General features: G+C 71.0%; 11 protein-coding genes. 4 read left to right on the top strand and 7 right to left on the bottom strand.

Features of this window, described 5'->3' with window-relative positions:
- Window positions 1–39: 39 nt before the first annotated feature.
- Together ACFMQL_RS11270 and ACFMQL_RS11265 are read left to right on the top strand one after the other, a co-directional pair.
- On the top strand, window positions 40–4392 hold the full coding sequence (locus ACFMQL_RS11270; RefSeq protein ID WP_378785559.1) for a hypothetical protein: 4353 nt from the start codon (window positions 40–42) through the stop codon (window positions 4390–4392).
- Between the two features lies 1 nt (window position 4393).
- The gene (locus ACFMQL_RS11265; protein ID WP_364063425.1) at window positions 4394–5092 is read left to right on the top strand and encodes a hypothetical protein; all 699 of its coding nucleotides are present in this window, start codon (window positions 4394–4396) and stop codon (window positions 5090–5092) included.
- 149 nt (window positions 5093–5241) lie between these two features.
- Here ACFMQL_RS11265 and ACFMQL_RS11260 read toward each other — a convergent pair whose 3' ends face one another.
- On the bottom strand, window positions 5242–7290 hold the full coding sequence (locus ACFMQL_RS11260; RefSeq protein WP_378785558.1) for a cellulose binding domain-containing protein: 2049 nt from the start codon (window positions 7288–7290) through the stop codon (window positions 5242–5244).
- A 156-nt stretch (window positions 7291–7446) separates the two neighbouring features.
- On the opposite strand from ACFMQL_RS11260, the gene ACFMQL_RS11255 reads away from it, so the two are divergent.
- Complete coding sequence (locus ACFMQL_RS11255; protein ID WP_364063420.1) at window positions 7447–8424, top strand: helix-turn-helix domain-containing protein; 978 nt, start codon at window positions 7447–7449, stop codon at window positions 8422–8424.
- A 4-nt stretch (window positions 8425–8428) separates the two neighbouring features.
- On the opposite strand, the gene ACFMQL_RS11250 is transcribed toward ACFMQL_RS11255, so the two are convergent.
- Both ACFMQL_RS11250 and ACFMQL_RS11245 read right to left on the bottom strand, forming a co-directional pair.
- On the bottom strand, window positions 8429–10270 hold the full coding sequence (locus tag ACFMQL_RS11250; RefSeq protein ID WP_378785556.1) for a PA domain-containing protein: 1842 nt from the start codon (window positions 10268–10270) through the stop codon (window positions 8429–8431).
- Between the two features lie 70 nt (window positions 10271–10340).
- Window positions 10341–12023: a S8 family serine peptidase gene (locus ACFMQL_RS11245; RefSeq protein WP_378785554.1), complete on the bottom strand. Its 1683-nt coding sequence runs from the start codon at window positions 12021–12023 to the stop codon at window positions 10341–10343.
- Window positions 12024–12175: 152 nt separating this feature from the next.
- Between ACFMQL_RS11245 and ACFMQL_RS11240 the strand changes: the two genes are divergently transcribed.
- Window positions 12176–12889 carry an HAD family hydrolase gene (locus ACFMQL_RS11240; RefSeq protein ID WP_378785552.1) on the top strand — a complete coding sequence of 238 codons (714 nt, stop codon included), beginning with the start codon at window positions 12176–12178 and terminating at the stop codon, window positions 12887–12889.
- A gap of 100 nt (window positions 12890–12989) precedes the next feature.
- Here ACFMQL_RS11240 and ACFMQL_RS11235 read toward each other — a convergent pair whose 3' ends face one another.
- The 4 genes from ACFMQL_RS11235 to ACFMQL_RS11220 all read right to left on the bottom strand — a co-directional run bounded on the left by ACFMQL_RS11235 (window position 12990) and on the right by ACFMQL_RS11220 (window position 16317).
- Window positions 12990–13484: a hypothetical protein gene (locus ACFMQL_RS11235; RefSeq protein ID WP_378785551.1), complete on the bottom strand. Its 495-nt coding sequence runs from the start codon at window positions 13482–13484 to the stop codon at window positions 12990–12992.
- A gap of 205 nt (window positions 13485–13689) precedes the next feature.
- Window positions 13690–14220 (bottom strand): TetR family transcriptional regulator, encoded by a 531-nt coding sequence (locus ACFMQL_RS11230; RefSeq protein ID WP_364063409.1) that lies wholly within the window; start codon window positions 14218–14220, stop codon window positions 13690–13692.
- A gap of 303 nt (window positions 14221–14523) precedes the next feature.
- Complete coding sequence (lpdA, locus tag ACFMQL_RS11225; RefSeq protein ID WP_364063406.1) at window positions 14524–15903, bottom strand: dihydrolipoyl dehydrogenase; 1380 nt, start codon at window positions 15901–15903, stop codon at window positions 14524–14526.
- A 39-nt stretch (window positions 15904–15942) separates the two neighbouring features.
- On the bottom strand, window positions 15943–16317 hold the full coding sequence (locus tag ACFMQL_RS11220; RefSeq protein WP_378785548.1) for a tautomerase family protein: 375 nt from the start codon (window positions 16315–16317) through the stop codon (window positions 15943–15945).
- Between the last annotated feature and the right edge of the window lie 7 nt (window positions 16318–16324).

The following is a 16324-nucleotide window of genomic DNA, read 5'->3' as shown; positions in this document are numbered from 1 at the left end:
CGAGCGGCCGGCGCCGGAACGTTCCAGGGCTGACGGTTCATGGGGTTCGACGGGTTCCTCGTTCCCGACTGGGCCAAGCCGTACGTGGGCTGGGCCGTCGGCATGGACTGGCCTGAAGGCGACGAGACCGGGTGTTTCCGGCTCGCCGACGCGTGCGTGACCGCCGCGCACCGCGTCGTCGAGGGCACCGCCGCCGATCAGCCGTGGAGCGCGGACAAGATCGGAGCGGACTGGGACGGCGCCGCCCACCTCGCCTTCGCCGAGCACGTCGCGAAGAGAGTCGGAGGCCGGGCCGCCGAGCTGGTCGACCGGCTCATCAAGGCCGCCGTCGCGCTCAACGGCGTCGGCGTGCAGATCCAGTACGCCAAGTACATGATCGAGATGACGGTCTGGCTGCTGGTCGCGCAGCTTTCGTACCTGCTGGCGATGGCCGTCGCCACCAAGGGAGCGAGCCTGCTGCTCATCGGGCCGCGCGTACAGATCGCCCGCCTCACCATCGCGCAGATCGCCAAGCTGGCACTCAAGAACATCGCCATCTTCGCCGGGATCGTCGCGGGCATGGACGCGGGCGTCCAGCTCGCGCAGATCGCCAAGGGCCGCAGGGACGAGCTGGACCTGCGGCAGATCGGGGTGTCGGCGCTGAGCGGCGGCGCCATGGGCGGGCTCATGGGGCTGCTGAGCGGCGGGCTCACCCGGCTCGCCACGCCCGCCCTGCGCGCCGGGCTGACGAAGGCGGAGATGACCACCATGGAGCGGCTGCTGGCGGCCGCCCACTCGTCCGTGTACGGGCAGGCCGCCCAGTACGCGCTGACCGGCGGCATCACCACGGCCGGGACCATGCTGGCGCAGGGCGACTTCGACTGGGACATGCTGGCCAAGGGCATCACGTCCAGCGCGCTCGGCGCCGACGGGCAGCACCTCACCACGACGCTTCCCGGCCGTCGCGTCCCGTCCTCGTACGGCGACTCGCTCACCGGCCCCGCCCTCGGCTCCGGCCCCGGCCCTGGCTCCGGACCTGGCCATGGCTCCGTCCCGGATCCCGGTCCTGGTTCCCGGCCCGACGTCACCTCGGGCGCGGGTGCGCGGGATGGCCAGGATCCGGGGGCCGCTCCTGGCTCCCGTTCCGGATCTGAGACGCAGGGGAACGACGGCTCCGGCGGCGGGCCGGGCACTGTGTCCGTGCAAGGGGCGCCGTCGACTGTCGCCGGGCCGGGTCCCGTCGCTGACGGCGGCGCCATGCTGAGCCAGGCAGGTGACCCCGGTGCCGGTGCCGGTGCTGGCGCTGGTGCGGAAGGTGCCCGTCAGGCTTCCGCCGCGCCGTACCCGGGGCTCGATCGGCAAGCGCACGTGCCGCAGGGGGAGGTCCGGCAGCAGGGCGGGCCGGAGCAGCGGACCACACCCGGCCAGGGTGGCGAGGCCGCTCCACGTTCCAGAACGCCGGAGGCGTCGCAGGCCCGCACCACGCCCGAGGCGTCGTCGGTCCGCACCGCGTCGGAGGCGTCGGTCCGCACCACGCCGGAGCCTTCCGCTGCTCGGCACGCATCCGCCTCTTCGGCGGAACGCGGCAGACCGGAGCAACCGGCCGCGACACCGTCCGATCGTGCTGCGGCGCCGTCCGACCGCACCTCCGCACCCGCCGACCGCGCCGCGGCACCGTCCGATCGTGCGTCCGCACCGTCCGACCGCACTTCGGCCGCGGCGACCGGTACGGCGGGCGCGACCAGGGCTGCTGGGACGGCCGGGGACGCGCCGCCCTCCATCAGGTCGAGCGAGGCGCTGTCACCCAACAGGGCGGATGAGTCGTCGGCCGCCGCCAGGCCGGGCGAGGTGCCGGGCCCGAGGCCGAGCGAGGCACCGGGGCCGAGCAGGATCGAGCGGCTGCTCAACCACCTGCCCGAACCCGACTCCGCGCCGCCCACGCGGGCGGTGAGCCGCGCCGAGGGCGCGGTGACGGACCGGCCGGGGGAAGGCACGCCACCACCGCCCCAGGCGAACGGAGCCGTGCAACCGCAAGGCCGCGCCGCCACACCACAACCCACCGGCGACGGTGCACCCCCAGCGCGGCCAGGGGAGGACTCCGGGGGCGCCGGCCAGAGCGGCCCGCGGGCGGCGCGGGTGCCGTTCGACTTCGAGCGGTTCTACAACGACCCCCGCTGGTACGACGAGGCCACCAGGTTCGAGCAGCGCCTGGGCGCGTACTACTTCAACGACCCCCGAACGCTGGACGCCGCCAGGGCCGCGCTCGCCAAGATGCGCGACGTCCTCATGCAACTAACCCCGAGACGGCCGGATGAGACCCCTGAGGCGTTCGCCCGCCGCGTGGAGAGCGTCTTCTTCAAGGACGACCCGGCCAGCGCCGGCCAGGTCGGTACGCGGGCCGGCCTGACCGTGGACGACCTGCTCGCGCACGGGAACCTCCGCGAGCTGGTGACGGCGTTCTACAACGGCGCCTACTACAACCGCGACAATCTCGGCATCTTCGGCAACGCGCTGCTCGACATCATGGACACCGGCGGCTGGGACCGCGCCCGGCAGGCAGGGCTCGACGTCGAAGCGGTACGCCGCGCGCACCACCAGCTCGACGAGCGGCTGCACCGTCCGGTGCTGGGGCGGCTCGAGTCGAGGTTCATGGACGGCAGTTACACCTTCACCCGCGACCCGTTCGGCACCGGCAACGTGGGCATGATGTCGGAGCGCGGTGCCAGGGACGTCGTGGAGATGGTGTCGAGCCAGTACAGCAGGCGCGACCGTACGGAAACCGAGATCCAGGAGCTGGGACTCAACACGACGCCGGCGCACTACGAGCGGCTGGGCACGCCCCTCGGCAGGTACGAGCGGGCGTACGCGGAGCAGCACACCGGCGGCCGGCTCGACCCGGACACGCCGCTGCCGTGGCGCGAGGGCGTGACGATGCACGACACGACGTCGAGCCGGTGGGCGCGCAAGGTCGCGAGCGAGGGCTTCCCGGTGATCGACGGCGTCTCGGGCACCACGGCGAAGATGCTGACGGCGGTCAAGTTCCTCAACCTCGGGCCGGCGATGACGGAGCGGTTCCTGGGCGCGCTGATGGGGTGGATGCTGCCGGGCCGGGATCACTCGCTGTTCGAGATCGCCAGGGGCGCGCAGATCGCCGGCGTGGGCGGGATGCGGCTGGAGCCCGGCGCCCGGCCCACCGCCGTGGACTTCTACCGGAACCTGCCCGGCATCGACCTCGCCACGCTGCGGCGCGAGGTGCTGCCCGACGGGATGTTCCCGCACGAGTCCCGCTATTACACGAACGCCAGGGACATCGCCGGATTCTCCGAGACTCAGCACCACAAGGTGATCGATACCGTCGATCGCCTGTGGCCGCAGCTCGAAAGCGGCCGGGTGACCGACCCGGACCTCGCGGCGTGGCTCGATCGTTCCGGCATCGACCCGGGGAACCCCGACGCCGTCCGGGCGCTGGGCGAACGTCTGTCACCGGCGCACGTGATGGCGCTGACCGTGTACACCAGGCACAGCCACTACCTGATCAACAACGTCACGCGCTTCCAGCTCTGGACCGACGGGATCTCCGAGTCGCTGGTGCGCAACCGCATGGCGGCCAAGGTCGATCAGCTCGTCGGCAACTACCTGGACAACATCGCCGCGCGCACCAAGGCGCTCCCGCTGCCGCTGGCCCTGCGCCCGATGCTGCACGAGGGCGCCGGCCACCTCACCTCGGAGTCGCCGCTGAACCCGCTCGCCGACGCGTACGTGGACGCCGTCCGCCGATCGGACGAGGCCGCCGAGCGCTTCAAGCAGGCCAGGGACGAGGGCCGCAGGGACGACGCCAGGCAGGCGAGCCAGGACATGCGGGCGGCCAGAAGGGACCGGCAGCACGCATGGGATGCGCTGAAGGAACACGTCGGCCGGGTCGTCCCGCGGCTGTGGGACGAGATGCGCTGGCACGCCGACATGGTGCACGACGCGATGATGCAGCTTCCCGGGGTGGGCTCGCCGGAGCGGCCCGTGATCGCCTATCGGGGGGACTGGCTGTCGCCGGCGCAGTGGCCCATCTACGGTGCGCCGTTCTATCCGCACGGAATGGCCCGCGAGTTTCTCAGCGTGAGCAGGCTGCTTGAGGTCGCGATCAGGTTCATGGCCGAGAACCCGGCGGGAGACCATAAGGTCATCGTGGCCTATCGGCTCACTGGCGGGCAGGCCAAGGACATCTCGGTCTTCTCCTCCTTCGCCGAGGACCAGGAGGCCGTCTTCCCGCCGCGCTCGCGCATGACCAGGGTGGACGATCCGGAGTTCGCGGCGCGGCTGCGCGAGGAGGTGGACCGGGTGGCGGCCGATATGGTCGAGCGAGGCGTCATCCCGGAGGTGCCGCGCTCGTACGACATCATCGTGATGGAGGAAGGCTGACGTGAGCACCCCATGGGGCGCGCTGGACGACCGGGCCTGGCGGCTGTACGCCGGCGTGCACCGGCTGCTGATCCGCCTGGCCGGGCGGCTGCCCGACGAGGTCGTCACCCGGGCCAGGACCATGCTGGCCGCGGGCGACCTGGCGTACCTGCCCGACATGCTGACGCTCGCGGCGGCCGAGAACGGCGTCTCGCTGACGGCCGGGGACCTCGACCTCCTGCGCGACGTGCTCGCCGCACTCGGCCTGGACGGCGAACCCGCCGGGGCGGCCGCCGTGCCGCCGCAGGACGGCACGGAAGCCCCCGGATACGCCTTCTCTCCTGATTCGGTACGTCCCCCGCGCATCCCGCCAGGGCTCGACCTGAGCAGCGGGGTCCCTCCTGAGTCGGCCGACCTGGAGGACGACCTGTTCGACCTCACCGACCACCTCGTGGTGGACGCGCTGAGCGAGCGCGCGGGTGTCGTGACGGTACGGCGGGCCTGGCGCGCGACCCTCGACGGCTCGGGAGCCCCGCACCGCGTCTACCTGGCGGAGGTGGATCCGGGCGTCGCCGCCTGGGAGCTGACCGCTGAGGCGCAGACCGAGATGGATCAGATGGACGAGCCCGACCCGCAGGTGGAGGTCTACTGGACCGGCGACGACCTGCCGCCCTACCACCGCGCCGCCCTGACCGCCGCCGTCCTCCTCTGGCACCGCTGAACGCAGGACGAAGAGCAGGCCGGGCTCACCCCCTGAGCGGCGGGTGAATCACCCCCTGAGCGGCGGGTGAAGGGGAGGCCGAGCCGCCCGGCTGATGGGCCGGGCCCGTGCTGACGGCGGGCCCGGCTCGACGCGAAGGTCGGCGCAGGTCAGGGGACGGTGGTGCAGGTGGTGCCGTTCAGGGTGAAGACGGCGGGCAGGACGTTCGGCCCGGAGTAGTTGCCGACGAACCCGATCGTGGCCGTGGCCCCGGTGTCCAGCGTCGGGTTGGCGGCCTCGTTCACGGCGCGCACCTCGCGTCCGTCCTCCGTCCACACCGCGCTCCAGCCGCTGTCCAGGCTCTGCCAGGCTCGTGGCCAGGTGAAGGAGAGCGTCCAGCCGTCGAGCGGGGCGCCGTGGTTGGTGATGTCGAGCGAGCCGACGTAGCCGCTGGACCAGTCGGACTGGACGGTCAGCTTCACGCTGCACGAGCTGTCGGCGGGGGTGCCGGTGGTGAAGGTGAGCGGGGCGGACGGCCAGGACTGCGCGCCGCCGGTGTCGCGGGCCAGCACGTTCACGGTGTAGCGGGTGCCGGGCTTGAGGTTGCGTACGGTGATGGTGGTGCCGGAGGTCTCGCCGAGCTGCTCGGTGACGGCGCCGTGCTGGCGGACCACCTCATACTTGGCGATCTTGCGGGTGCCGGGCTTTGCGGCGGGCCAGGTGAGGGTGGCGGTGGTGCCGGTCACGGCGGTGAGCTTCGGCTGTCCCGGGCTGCCAGGGCGGCCGGCCTGGGGGTCCGCGGGGCGCAGGATGACGGTGGTCATGGACAGCGGCGGCAGCGTCTGCGCGGTCGGGGTGCCGGTAGAGCCGCTGGTGATTGAGGTGGCGCCGTTGGTGTGGGTCAGTACGGTGGGCGCGCCGGCGGCGGGGGCGAAGCCGGTGTAGTCGAGCTCAACCGGGTACGACGTGTCCTCCGAGGTGTTGATCAGCAGGACGGCGAGGTCGCCGTTGGGCCGGCGTACGGCGTGCGCGGCCACCTCGGGCCGGTCGGTGGCCGCGCGGATGAAGCGGTCACCGGGCCTGGCGAACTTGCCGACCATCTGCAGCGCGTAGTAGGGCGCGAAGGGGGTGTTGAGCGGCGGCTCGCAGACGCTGCCGTCGGAGGTGCAGGAGGCGCTCGACAGCAGGCCGAAGTCGCCGTAGTCGGTGTGCCCCGCGACCTCGGTGACCTCGCCGATGCCGTTGTGCACGTTCCACCAGTCCACGGTGAAGACGCCGTTCGCGAGCAGGGTCGCGTACGAGTCGGCGGCGGCCAGCGCGCCCGGCTGGGTGTTGGTGCCGTTGCTGCTCGACCCGGTGTTGAACTCGGTCATCGCGATGCCGATCCGCTCGGAGCCGGGCCCTGCGTACGTGGCGATCTGCTCGCGGGTGAGCTGGATCATGTCGGAGATGTGTCCGGTCCTGTCGAGGGCGCCGGGGTACCAGTGCAGGATCACGAAGTCGATCTTTGAGCCGGCGGTGGACAGCACGACCTGGTTCCACGAGCCGCTGTCGCCCTCGGCCACGATGGCGTCGGGCCAGTTGGCGGGGGTGGTCAGCACCGCGCCGATCTTGATGGTGGGGTCGACGGCCTTCATGGCGTCGGCGTAGGCGACGACGTTGCGGGCGTACTCGTGGGGGCTCTTGTCGGGGTGGTCGTCGGCCTCCCACTCGGCGCCGTAGTGGCCGTTGCCGTAGATCTCGTTGCCGATCTCCCAGTACTTGATGCCGTACCGCTTGGTGATGTTGGCGTAGCGGACCCAGCCGGCGGCCTCCTCGGCGGTGCCGGTGCCGTAGTTGGCGGTCACCATGGCCTGCGCGCCGGTCCTGCGCACGCCGTTCATGAACGTGTCGAAGTCGGTGTCCGGCGCCACGTAGCCGCCCGGGGCGGTGTGGGTCTCCCAGTGGTAGATGTCGGAGTAGGAGCCGCCGGGGTAGCGCAGCAACTTCACGCCGGCGTCCTTGAGCAGGTCGGCGGTCTCGTTCGTGCCCAGGTTCGTGTCCCAGATGGCGTGGTTGGTCCCGATGCCGGTCTCGGGGACGGTGGCCAGGCCCGCTCGGGCGTTGACGGCGACGTGTACGGGCTCGTCGTCTGATGCGTACGCGGTGGTGGCTGGAGCGTTGAACGCGGCCAGCGTCAGCAGGACGGCCAGCGCGGCTCGTAACGGGACTTTCGGCATCGGCGCACCTCGTGCTGGACGGCGGGGGACTCAGGCGGGGGATTCACTCGACGCCTCCTCCTGACCAGGAAGCAAGGCGATCATCAGGGGTCGCCTCACGCCCGTCAATCGCGGCTGAAACTTTCATGAAATGCCTCGGATGCCATGATGGAGCGCATGCTGGAGGCTGCGGGACTGGACGAAACGGAGGAGCGGGCCTACCGGGCACTCGTACGAGCGGGGGAGGGCGACGTCGCCGGGCTGGCCGCCGAGCTGGGCATCAGCGACGACGAGGCGGCCAAGGCGCTGGCCGGGATGCGCGAGCAGGGGCTGGTCAGGGAGGTGGCGGCGGGCAGGTACGCGCCGGTGGCGCCGGACGTGGCGCTCGGCCCGCGGCTCGTACGCGGCCAGGAGGCCATCGACTGGGCCCGCCAGGCGGTCGAGCAGCTCTCTGAGGAGTACCGGGCGAGCGTGCGCAGGCGGGACGCGCACCGGCTGATCGAGGTGCTGCCGAGCCGGGCCGCGCTGCGCGAGCAGGTGCGCCACCTGCAGGACCGCGCGCGCGATGAGGTGCTGTACTTCTGCCGCGCCGGTCACGTGGTGATGCCGTCGCAGGACAACGACGAGGAGCTGGAGGCGCTCGGCCGGGGCGTGAGCTACCGCGTCATCTACGAGCGGGCCCTGCTGGAGGAGCCCGGCATGGTGGAGAACGTCGCGTACGGCATCAAGCTCGGCGAGCAGGCCCGCGCCGTGCGGGCGCTGCCGGTGCGGATGATGATCGTGGACCGGGAGACGGCGCTGCTGCCGCTGGTGCAGCACGTCGGCGGGATCGCCGAGCTGACGGCCGCGCTGGTCAGGGAGAGCAGCCTGCTGGAGGCGCTGATCGCGCTGTTCGAGGCGCAGTGGGAGCGGGCGACGCCCATCAGGTTCTCCGAGGACGGCCAGGTGGCCGACACCGGGTCATGCCCGCTGGACGCCGACGAGCTCTACCTGCTGTCGCTGCTGGTGGCGGGCGTGCCGGAGAAGACGATCGCGAGCCAGCTCGGGCTCAGCCTCCGTACGGTGCAGCGCCGCGTCTACCACCTGATGCGGCTCGCGGGCGCGCAGACCAGGATGCAACTTGCCTGGCATGCGGCCCGCGAGCGCTGGTTGTGACCGGTCAGCGCACGCCGTACGCCCTGGTCACGGTCTGCTCGAACCGGTTGCCCTTGTCACCCGTCACGGTGACCCGCAGGGACACGCCGGTCTCGGTCTTCTTGTGCCCGACGAGGGCGGTGTAGCGGCCCTGGCCGAGCGGCAGCACCGGGATGGGCTTCCAGGTCTTGCCGTCGTCGTACGACAGCTCGGCCTTGAAGGTCTTCGCCCCCTTGGCGGTGAAGCCGAGCGGCACGGGGAGCCCCTTCGGCACCCTGCCTTCGAGGTCGGCGGGGATGTCGTAGTCCACGCCGAGCAGCGGCAGCGCCTGAGTGCCCTGCGTGCGGGCCGACCTGAACGTCCACGCCGACTCGGTGGCGGTGGCGTAGCGCCAGGTCTCCGACGTGCGGGCGGTGGACAGCTCCATGCGGTACTCGGCGTCCCGCTCGGCCGCGGTGAACGTGCCGCGCAGCGAGTCGCGCTCCTCCACCAGCTTGCCGTCGCGGTAGAAGCGGGCCTTGACGGTGTCCGTGGTGTCGCTGCCGCCGGCGTAGCCGGTGTGGCCGTCGGCGTCCACGAACTCGGGCACCTGGATCGCGAGCACGTCGCCCGTACGGGTGGCGCTCGTCACGGCCGGCCGGACGACGGGGGCGAACCACCGCTCCTTGACCGTCTCACCCGCCCGGTACGAGCGCGGCCCGTCGGTCAGGCCGCCGCGCAGCCGCGAGTTGGACTCCCAGGTGTGCATGTGCTGCACGATGTGCTGCCACTGAGTGTCGCCGGAGCTGACGTACTCGGCCCTGCGGTTGGCGGTCGGCAGGACGCGCTGCGTCTCCATCTGGGCGTCCAGGCTGTAGATCTGCCAGGGCCGCCAGCCGAAGCGCTGGTCCTTGGCGTACCGATCGCTGCCGGTCGCCGGGTAGTGGGAGTCGACCAGGGCGGTGTTGCGCCAGTTCACGTCGTGCACGATCTTCTCGGGCACCCGGCCGGGGGAGACCTGCATGACCTCGTACAGGTACGGGGTCTGGAACCGGCCGGTCACCTCCACCGTGCCGCCGCCCTTGCGCAGGCGGTCGAGCAGCACCTGGCCGCGATCATGCGTGATCATCAGGGCGGGCAGCGGGTCACGGTCGCCGGTCGGCTGCCACGGCTGCCACATCGGCGAGCCGTCGGGGCCGACCACGATCACCGCGGCCGCGCCGCGCTCCTTGAGGCCGTCGAACTTGCTGTTCCAGTCGCCCTGCTCCTTGCTGGTGATGACGGCGATCTTGCCCTTCAGCTTGCCGTCCGCGTCGCCGTCGGCGAGCTTCCAGCGCTTGGTGCCGGAGATCTCGGGCGACCTGATCGTCGGACGGACCAGCAGGGTGTCGCGGCCGACCTTGACGGTCACCCGGGGCGCGGCGAGCTGCCAGCGGGAGGAGAACTCGAACGTGCCCTCCTGCACCTGGGCGGTCGGGGTGACGGCCAGGGCCTCGACGGAGGGGAAGTTCATCGCGCCGAAGGCGAGCCTTCTGTTGCCGATCGTGCGGTAGGTGAAGTAGGTGGCGATGCCGTCCTGCATCACCGGCTGCGAGGTCCTGATCTCGATCGGCACGGCCTTCCTGGCGTCGAGCACGACCTCCAGGTCCCGGTCCACCTTCAGCTCGGGGAAGAGGATCAGGGAGTCGACGGGCAGCTCGTCGTGCGACTCGCCCATGACGGCCTGCGTGTGGTAGACGCCCTCGGGGACCTCGACGGTCCAGCCCGCCTCCTCGTCCAGGATGTAGCCGAACGCGTCGTCCCTGCTGGACGCGCTCTGCATCATGATCACGGGGACGCGGGCGGGCGAGCCGTCGCGTTCGATCCCGGTGAAGTGCACCTTGTGCATCTTGCCGCGGGTGGTCAGCGCGAGCGTGGTGTGCGCGAGCGCGGAGCCGTCCGCGGTGGTCGCGGTGACGTCAGCCGGCGTGCCGGCCGTGGACCAGCTTGGTCAGGTCCACCTGGACGTCCACGGTGGCGCTCTGGCCCGGCTCGACGGTGACGGAGGCGGCCGACAGGGTCAGCGCGCCCTCACCGGGTGCGTCGCCGTCCAGGTTGGACAGCGTCGGCGTGAGCGTCAGCGTGACGGGGGAGTCGCCCGAGTTGGTGTAGGTGATGGTGCCGGAGGGGGTGCCGGTGGCGCCGTCCTCGAACACGCCGAGGCTGAGCGAGGAGGTGGCGGTGACGGTCTGGCGCAGCGCGCGGGCCACGTCGAGGCGGCCGCCGCCCTGCTCGTACGGGGTCTGCCCGTCGATCGTCTTGGCCGTCGAGACCAGCGCGTCCTTGAGCTGCCCGGCCGTCCAGTCCGGGTGCCGCTGGGCGAGGATCGCCGCCGCGCCCGCCACGTGCGGCGTGGCCATGGAGGTGCCGCTCGACCGGGTGTAGCGGTCGTCCAGCGGGTTGCCCATCATCGTGCCCTCGGCCCTGGCGGCGGTGATGTTCACGCCGGGCGCGGTGATGTCCGGCTTGATGGCCTCGTCGAGGCGCGGGCCCCTGCTGGAGAACGGGGCGAGCTGGTCGTTGCCGTCCACGGCGCCGACGGTCAGCGCGGAGGTGGCCGCGCCGGGGGAGCCGACGGTGTACTCGTCGCCCGCGTTGCCCGCCGCGATGACGAACAGGGTGCCGGTCTGTTCGGTGAGCGTGTCGACGGCGACGCTCAGCGGGTCGGTGCCGTCGGTCGGGTCGCCGCCGAGGCTCATGCTGACGATGTCGGCGCCGCTCTCCCGCGCCGCCCACTCCATGCCGGCCAGCACCTCCGACTCGGTGCCGCTGCCCTGGCTGTTGAGCACCTTGCCGATGACGAGCTGCGCACCCGGGGCCACGCCCTTGCGCTGCCCGCCGGAGGCGGCGCCGGTACCCGCCACGGTCGCGGCGACGTGGGTGCCGTGGCCGTGCTCGTCCTTCACCGAAGGGTCCGCGGTGAAGTTCCTGGCCTCGGCGATCTTGCCGGCGACGTCGGGATGGTTCTCGTCGATGCCGGTGTCCAGCACGGCGACCTTCACGCCGCTGCCGTCGTACCCGTCCTGCCAAGCCTGCGGCGCGCCCACCTGCGGGACGCTGTTCTCCAGCGTCGCGTGCACCTTGCCGTCGAGCCACACCTTGGCGAGCCCATCGCGCAGCCTGGGCTCGCTCGACGACGCGCTGAACAGCGTGGGCAGGTCGTCCTTCTCGGCGCGCATCGTGGTCGCGTTGACGCTGCGCAGCGTGACGCCCTTCGCGCCCTTGTCCTGGTAGGACAGGATGAGCGGCAGCACGTCGCTGCTGTCGTCGTCATAGCCCTGCTCGATGAGGTCGCTGACGGAGAACAGCCGCTCGTCCACCAATCCGCGCGACAGGTAGGGCACCATGTCGGCGGGCGTGACGACTAATTCGCCGTCCTCCTCGCGGGTGAAGAACCTGACATCCTCACGGCCCTTGGCGGGGTGCACGGTCGCGGCGCGCTTTCCGCCCGCGAATTCCTGTACGGTGACCACGTCACCGGTGATCAACGTGACCCGGTGCAGCTCCCCGCCGGCCTCAGGGCCGGGCTCCGCGGCCTGGGCCGGAGCCGCAAGCAGCGCCAGGCCCACGCCGGTGGCGGCGAAGAGTGGGATCCATCTCATGAAAAAAACCGATCTTTCGTGCGGCTTTACCCGCTCATGAGAATGGAGGATCCCGGCGGTCCGCAGGGCGCAAACCGCCTGGTCAAATGACGACATGTCGTGAAAATGACAGCCGCGAGGGGAATCGGGCGGGGACGGGCAGTATGAGACGTATGCCGCGCACCCACATCCTCTTCGACTTCTTCGGCACGCTCGTCGACTACTCGCCGAGCCGCACCGAGCAGGGCTACGACTCCTCGTACGCGCTGCTGCGCGAACTCGGCGCGACCCTGTCGTACGAGGAGTTCCTAGACGGATGGTCGCGCACGTCGGCGGCCTTCGACCGGCGCAGCGACGCCGACGACAGCGAGTTCTCGATGACCGAGTGCGGCGCGGCGTACCTGGGCGAGGCGCTGGGGCGCGCGCCGCGCGACGGAGAGGTGGAGGAGTTCGTCACCCGCTACCTGGCCGAGTGGAACACCGGCGTGCGCTACCTGCCCGGCCTCGCCGACCTGCTGGGCGAGCTGGCGGCGGGGCACCGGCTCGCCGTCGTGACCAACACGCACACGCCGTCGCTCGTGCCGGGGCACCTGGCCGCGATGGGGGTGCTGGAGGCGTTCGACGCGGTCGTCACCTCCGTCGAGGTCGGCTGGCGCAAGCCGCACCCCCGCATCTACGCCGTCGCGCTCGACACGCTGGGCATCGAGGCGTCATCGGCGGTCTTCGTCGGCGACACCTACGAACCCGACTTCGCCGGGCCCGAGCGGTACGGGATCCCGGCCTTCCTCATCGACCCCGACCGGCGGGCGGCGGTGCCGGACGAGCGGCGGCTGAAGTCGGTCTTCGCCCTGCCGGAACGACTGCGCTCCGGCCCGCACGGGGGCTGAGACGGCGCCTCGGGGAGGCATGGGGCGGCCGGGACCCGGGCATGGGACGGCGGTGACCGGCCCCCCACCCATTGGGCCGGTCACCGCTGGTGCCCCTAGGTCAGGCCAGCGGCTCCTTGCGCTTCGGCGTCACGCTGGCCAGCAGCAGGAGCAGCGCGGCCTGGGCGAGCATGCCGGGCGCGAGCGGCGGCGCGCCGCCGACCGACTTGGTCAGCGCCGACCACCACTGGGCGAGCGGCGACATCGAGTCCCAATCGGGATCCATCGCGCCCATGCCGTGGTTGGCCACCACGTGCATGAGGACGCCGTACGCCGAGGCCAGCAGCACGATCACGGCGAGCACGCGCACCACCGTGAGCGCCGGACCCGCGTCGCGCACGGCGAGCATGAGCAGCGCGACCGCGAGCAGCGCTATGGCCACCCACGGGATCAGCTGGACGGGGCTCTGCCAGTGCCGCTCGAAGGCCAGCTCGAGCGAGGCGCCCACGATGCCGATCGCGACGAGGGCGAGCAGCCCGAGCCGCAGCGCCGCAGCGCCGACGGGCCCGCGGCGGTGGCTGGACCGTGCGGTCGTTCGAGGAGTGGTTGAGGTCATGTGCGGGGACCACCGTCCGGTACGAGGGGTCTTCGTCGATACCACGGTCTCGGGGGATCCTCAGATATTTCTCAGTGGAATGTGAAGATCTGGTGAGAAGTGCTGTCAGGGGTGCTGGTACGGGCCGTCAGAGGGCTTGGGCCGGTCGGGGTGGAGGGTGAAATGTGAAGATCTGGAAGTGCTGTCAGGAGTGTTGTAAGGCCCCTCAGAGACGTGTAGCGCGCTCGAAGAGCCGTACCAGGTCGTCCGCTACGCGACGGGGATCGTCCGACAGGGCCAGGGCCTCGATGGAGGCGCGGAGCGCGGTGCTCATCACCTCGGCGTCGAACGCACCGAACGCCCCCTCACGCTGCCCCTCCGAGAACAGCCCGGCGGGAAAGCCGTCGGAGGCCGCCTCACGGGTGTTGCAGACGATCTGCCGCAGCGCCCGTACGTGCTCGGGCCGCGCGGCGGCGAAGTCGAGCCGCGCCCGGATGTACGCCGCCAGCCGAGCCGCGAAGTCGGAGGCGCCGGCGGCCTCGACCGCCCGCCGTACGAAAGCCGCCTCCTCTTCCCGCACCACCCGCGCCACAGTCGCGAGCAGCTCCTCCTTGTCGGCGAAGTGGTACGAGATGAGCCGCTTGCTGCTGAGCCCGGCCTGCCGGCAGATGGCCTCGAAGCTGGTGCCCGCGTACCCCCGACGCGCCAGCACCGTGATCGTGGCGGACGTGATCTGCGCCCGGCGCGCCTCGGACACCGGCAGGCGCCTCGCGGGGACCCCCATGGATGCACACTTCCACGCCCCGGCTCGGGACATCCCCAGCGGTGCTTAAAGTCTGCAGCCGGTCACACCCCCGTAAGCCACCCACGAGACGGGCGAAGCGCGCCTCTCGCGGGTGACCCGGCCGCACCAGCCGGCCCGGGGACGCAGGCCGAGCCGGTCGCGGCTGTGACATCGAACAGACTGCTGCGACATCGGACAGACGGCTGTGACATCGAAGACATCGAACAGACGGCTGTGACGCAGGGAAGACGCGTGTGCGTCAGGGAAACCGGGTGCTCACATGTTGATCATGTGGCCGGCGAGCCCGTGGATGGCCTCCTTGACGGCCTCGCCGAGCGTCGGGTGCGCGTGGACGTTGCGCGCCACCTCGTGCACGGTCAGGTCCCACTGCTGCGCCAGCGTGAGCTCGGGCAGCAGCTCGGTGACCTCGGGCCCGATCATGTGGGCGCCGAGCAGCTCGCCGTGGGTGTTGTCACTGATGATCTTCACGAAGCCGGTGGTGTCGCCGAGGCCGTGGGACTTGCCGTTGGCGGTGAACGGGAACTTCGCCACCTTCACGTCGAAGCCCTTCTCGCGGGCCTGCTTCTCGGTGTAGCCGAAGCTCGCCACCTGCGGCTGGCAGTAGGTCGCGCGCGGGATCATCACGTAGTCGAGCTCCATGGTCTCGGCGTTCGCGATGGTCTCGGCGGCGATGATGCCCATCGACTCGGCGGCGTGCGCCAGCATCAGCTTGGCGGTGACGTCGCCGATGGCGAAGATATGCGGCACGCTGGTCCGGCAGCGGCCGTCGACGGCGATCGCGCCGCGCTCGGTCAGCTCGACGCCGGTCTTCTCCAGGCCGTAGCCCTCGACCCGCGGCTGGAACCCGATGGCCTGCATCACCTTGTCGGCCTCGAGCACCTGCGTCTGGTCGCCGCGGGTGACGGTGACCTTGACGGAGGAGCCGGTGTCCTCGATGGAGTCGACGCGGGTGGAGGTCATCACCTCGATGCCGAGCCGCTTGTAGCGCTTGGCCAGCTCGGCCGAGACCTCCTCGTCCTCCAGCGGCACGATGCGGTCGAGGAACTCGACGATCGTCACCTTGACGCCGTAGTTGTGCAGCACGTACGCGAACTCGACGCCGATCGCGCCGGCGCCCGCGATGATGATGCTGCTCGGCAGCTCCTCGGAGAGGATCTGCTCCTCGTACGTCACCACACGCTCGGAAAGCTGCGTGCCCGGGATCAGCCGGGTGGTGGCGCCGGCGGCGATGATGCAGTGAGAGAACGTGATGGTCTCGCCGTTGACCTGGAGCGTGTTGGGGTCCAGGAACGTGCCGCGCCCGTTGTACTCGGTGATGGCGTTCTTCTTCATCAGGTAGTGAACGCCCTTGACCCGCCCGTCGGCCACCTTGCGGCTGCGCTGGAAGGCCGCGCTGTAGTCGAAGGTGACCTCGCCGTTGATGCCGAAGGTCTTGGCCTCGTTCTTGAAGATGTGGGCAAGCTCGGCGTTGCGCAGCAGCGCCTTGGACGGGATGCAGCCCACGTTCAGGCAGACGCCACCCCAGTACTTCTCCTCGACGACCGCGGTGCGCAGTCCGAGCTGGGCGGCGCGGACGGCGGCCGTATACCCTCCAGGACCCGCGCCGAGTACGACGACGTCATAGTGAGTGCTCATGTGTCGGACCATACCGCCCGGGCGTACCTGCCCCTGACCTCAGACCTCCACCTTGTACGGCAGCGCGAGCTCATCGGCGGGAACGCCGCGGATGCCCCAGTTCTGCGGAGGCATCTCGATGATCGTGATCTCGACGTCCTGGGGATCGTACCCCGACCTGTCGTAGATCTCGCGAATCAGCGCCTTCTTGGCGGCGTCGCTGCGCCCGGAGAAGCAGATGATCTCGATGATGAGATAACGCTCACTGCGCTGCGGGCAGATGAAGTCGTCGGCGTCGAGCAGCAGGAAGCGGTGGAACCGCTTGTCCTCGGGCAGGCCCCACACGCTCACCAGGCTCGCCTGGATGAGGTCGGAGAGCTCGCGCCGCCGGTCGGCCCAGACGTCCCTGCGGCCGTACACCTTCACCTGCGCCATGCGGTCA

Origin of the sequence: Nonomuraea fastidiosa (assembly GCF_042751225.1) — a bacterium.
Lineage (GTDB): Bacteria > Actinomycetota > Actinomycetes > Streptosporangiales > Streptosporangiaceae > Nonomuraea > Nonomuraea fastidiosa.
This window is presented reverse-complemented; position numbering and strand designations above follow the sequence as displayed.

Excerpts from the sequence above, each read along its gene's own strand:
- lpdA (WP_364063406.1), bottom strand. The coding sequence starts at position 15,903 with ATGAGCACTCACTATGACGTCGTCGTACTCGGCGCGGGTCCTGGAGGG.
- ACFMQL_RS11255 (WP_364063420.1), top strand. The coding sequence starts at position 7,447 with ATGCTGGAGGCTGCGGGACTGGACGAAACGGAGGAGCGGGCCTACCGG.
- ACFMQL_RS11260 (WP_378785558.1), bottom strand. The coding sequence starts at position 7,290 with ATGCCGAAAGTCCCGTTACGAGCCGCGCTGGCCGTCCTGCTGACGCTG.
- ACFMQL_RS11235 (WP_378785551.1), bottom strand. The coding sequence starts at position 13,484 with ATGACCTCAACCACTCCTCGAACGACCGCACGGTCCAGCCACCGCCGC.
- ACFMQL_RS11270 (WP_378785559.1), top strand. The coding sequence starts at position 40 with ATGGGGTTCGACGGGTTCCTCGTTCCCGACTGGGCCAAGCCGTACGTG.
- ACFMQL_RS11245 (WP_378785554.1), bottom strand. The coding sequence starts at position 12,023 with ATGAGATGGATCCCACTCTTCGCCGCCACCGGCGTGGGCCTGGCGCTG.
- ACFMQL_RS11250 (WP_378785556.1), bottom strand. The coding sequence starts at position 10,270 with ATGCACAAGGTGCACTTCACCGGGATCGAACGCGACGGCTCGCCCGCC.
- ACFMQL_RS11220 (WP_378785548.1), bottom strand. The coding sequence starts at position 16,317 with ATGGCGCAGGTGAAGGTGTACGGCCGCAGGGACGTCTGGGCCGACCGG.
- ACFMQL_RS11240 (WP_378785552.1), top strand. The coding sequence starts at position 12,176 with ATGCCGCGCACCCACATCCTCTTCGACTTCTTCGGCACGCTCGTCGAC.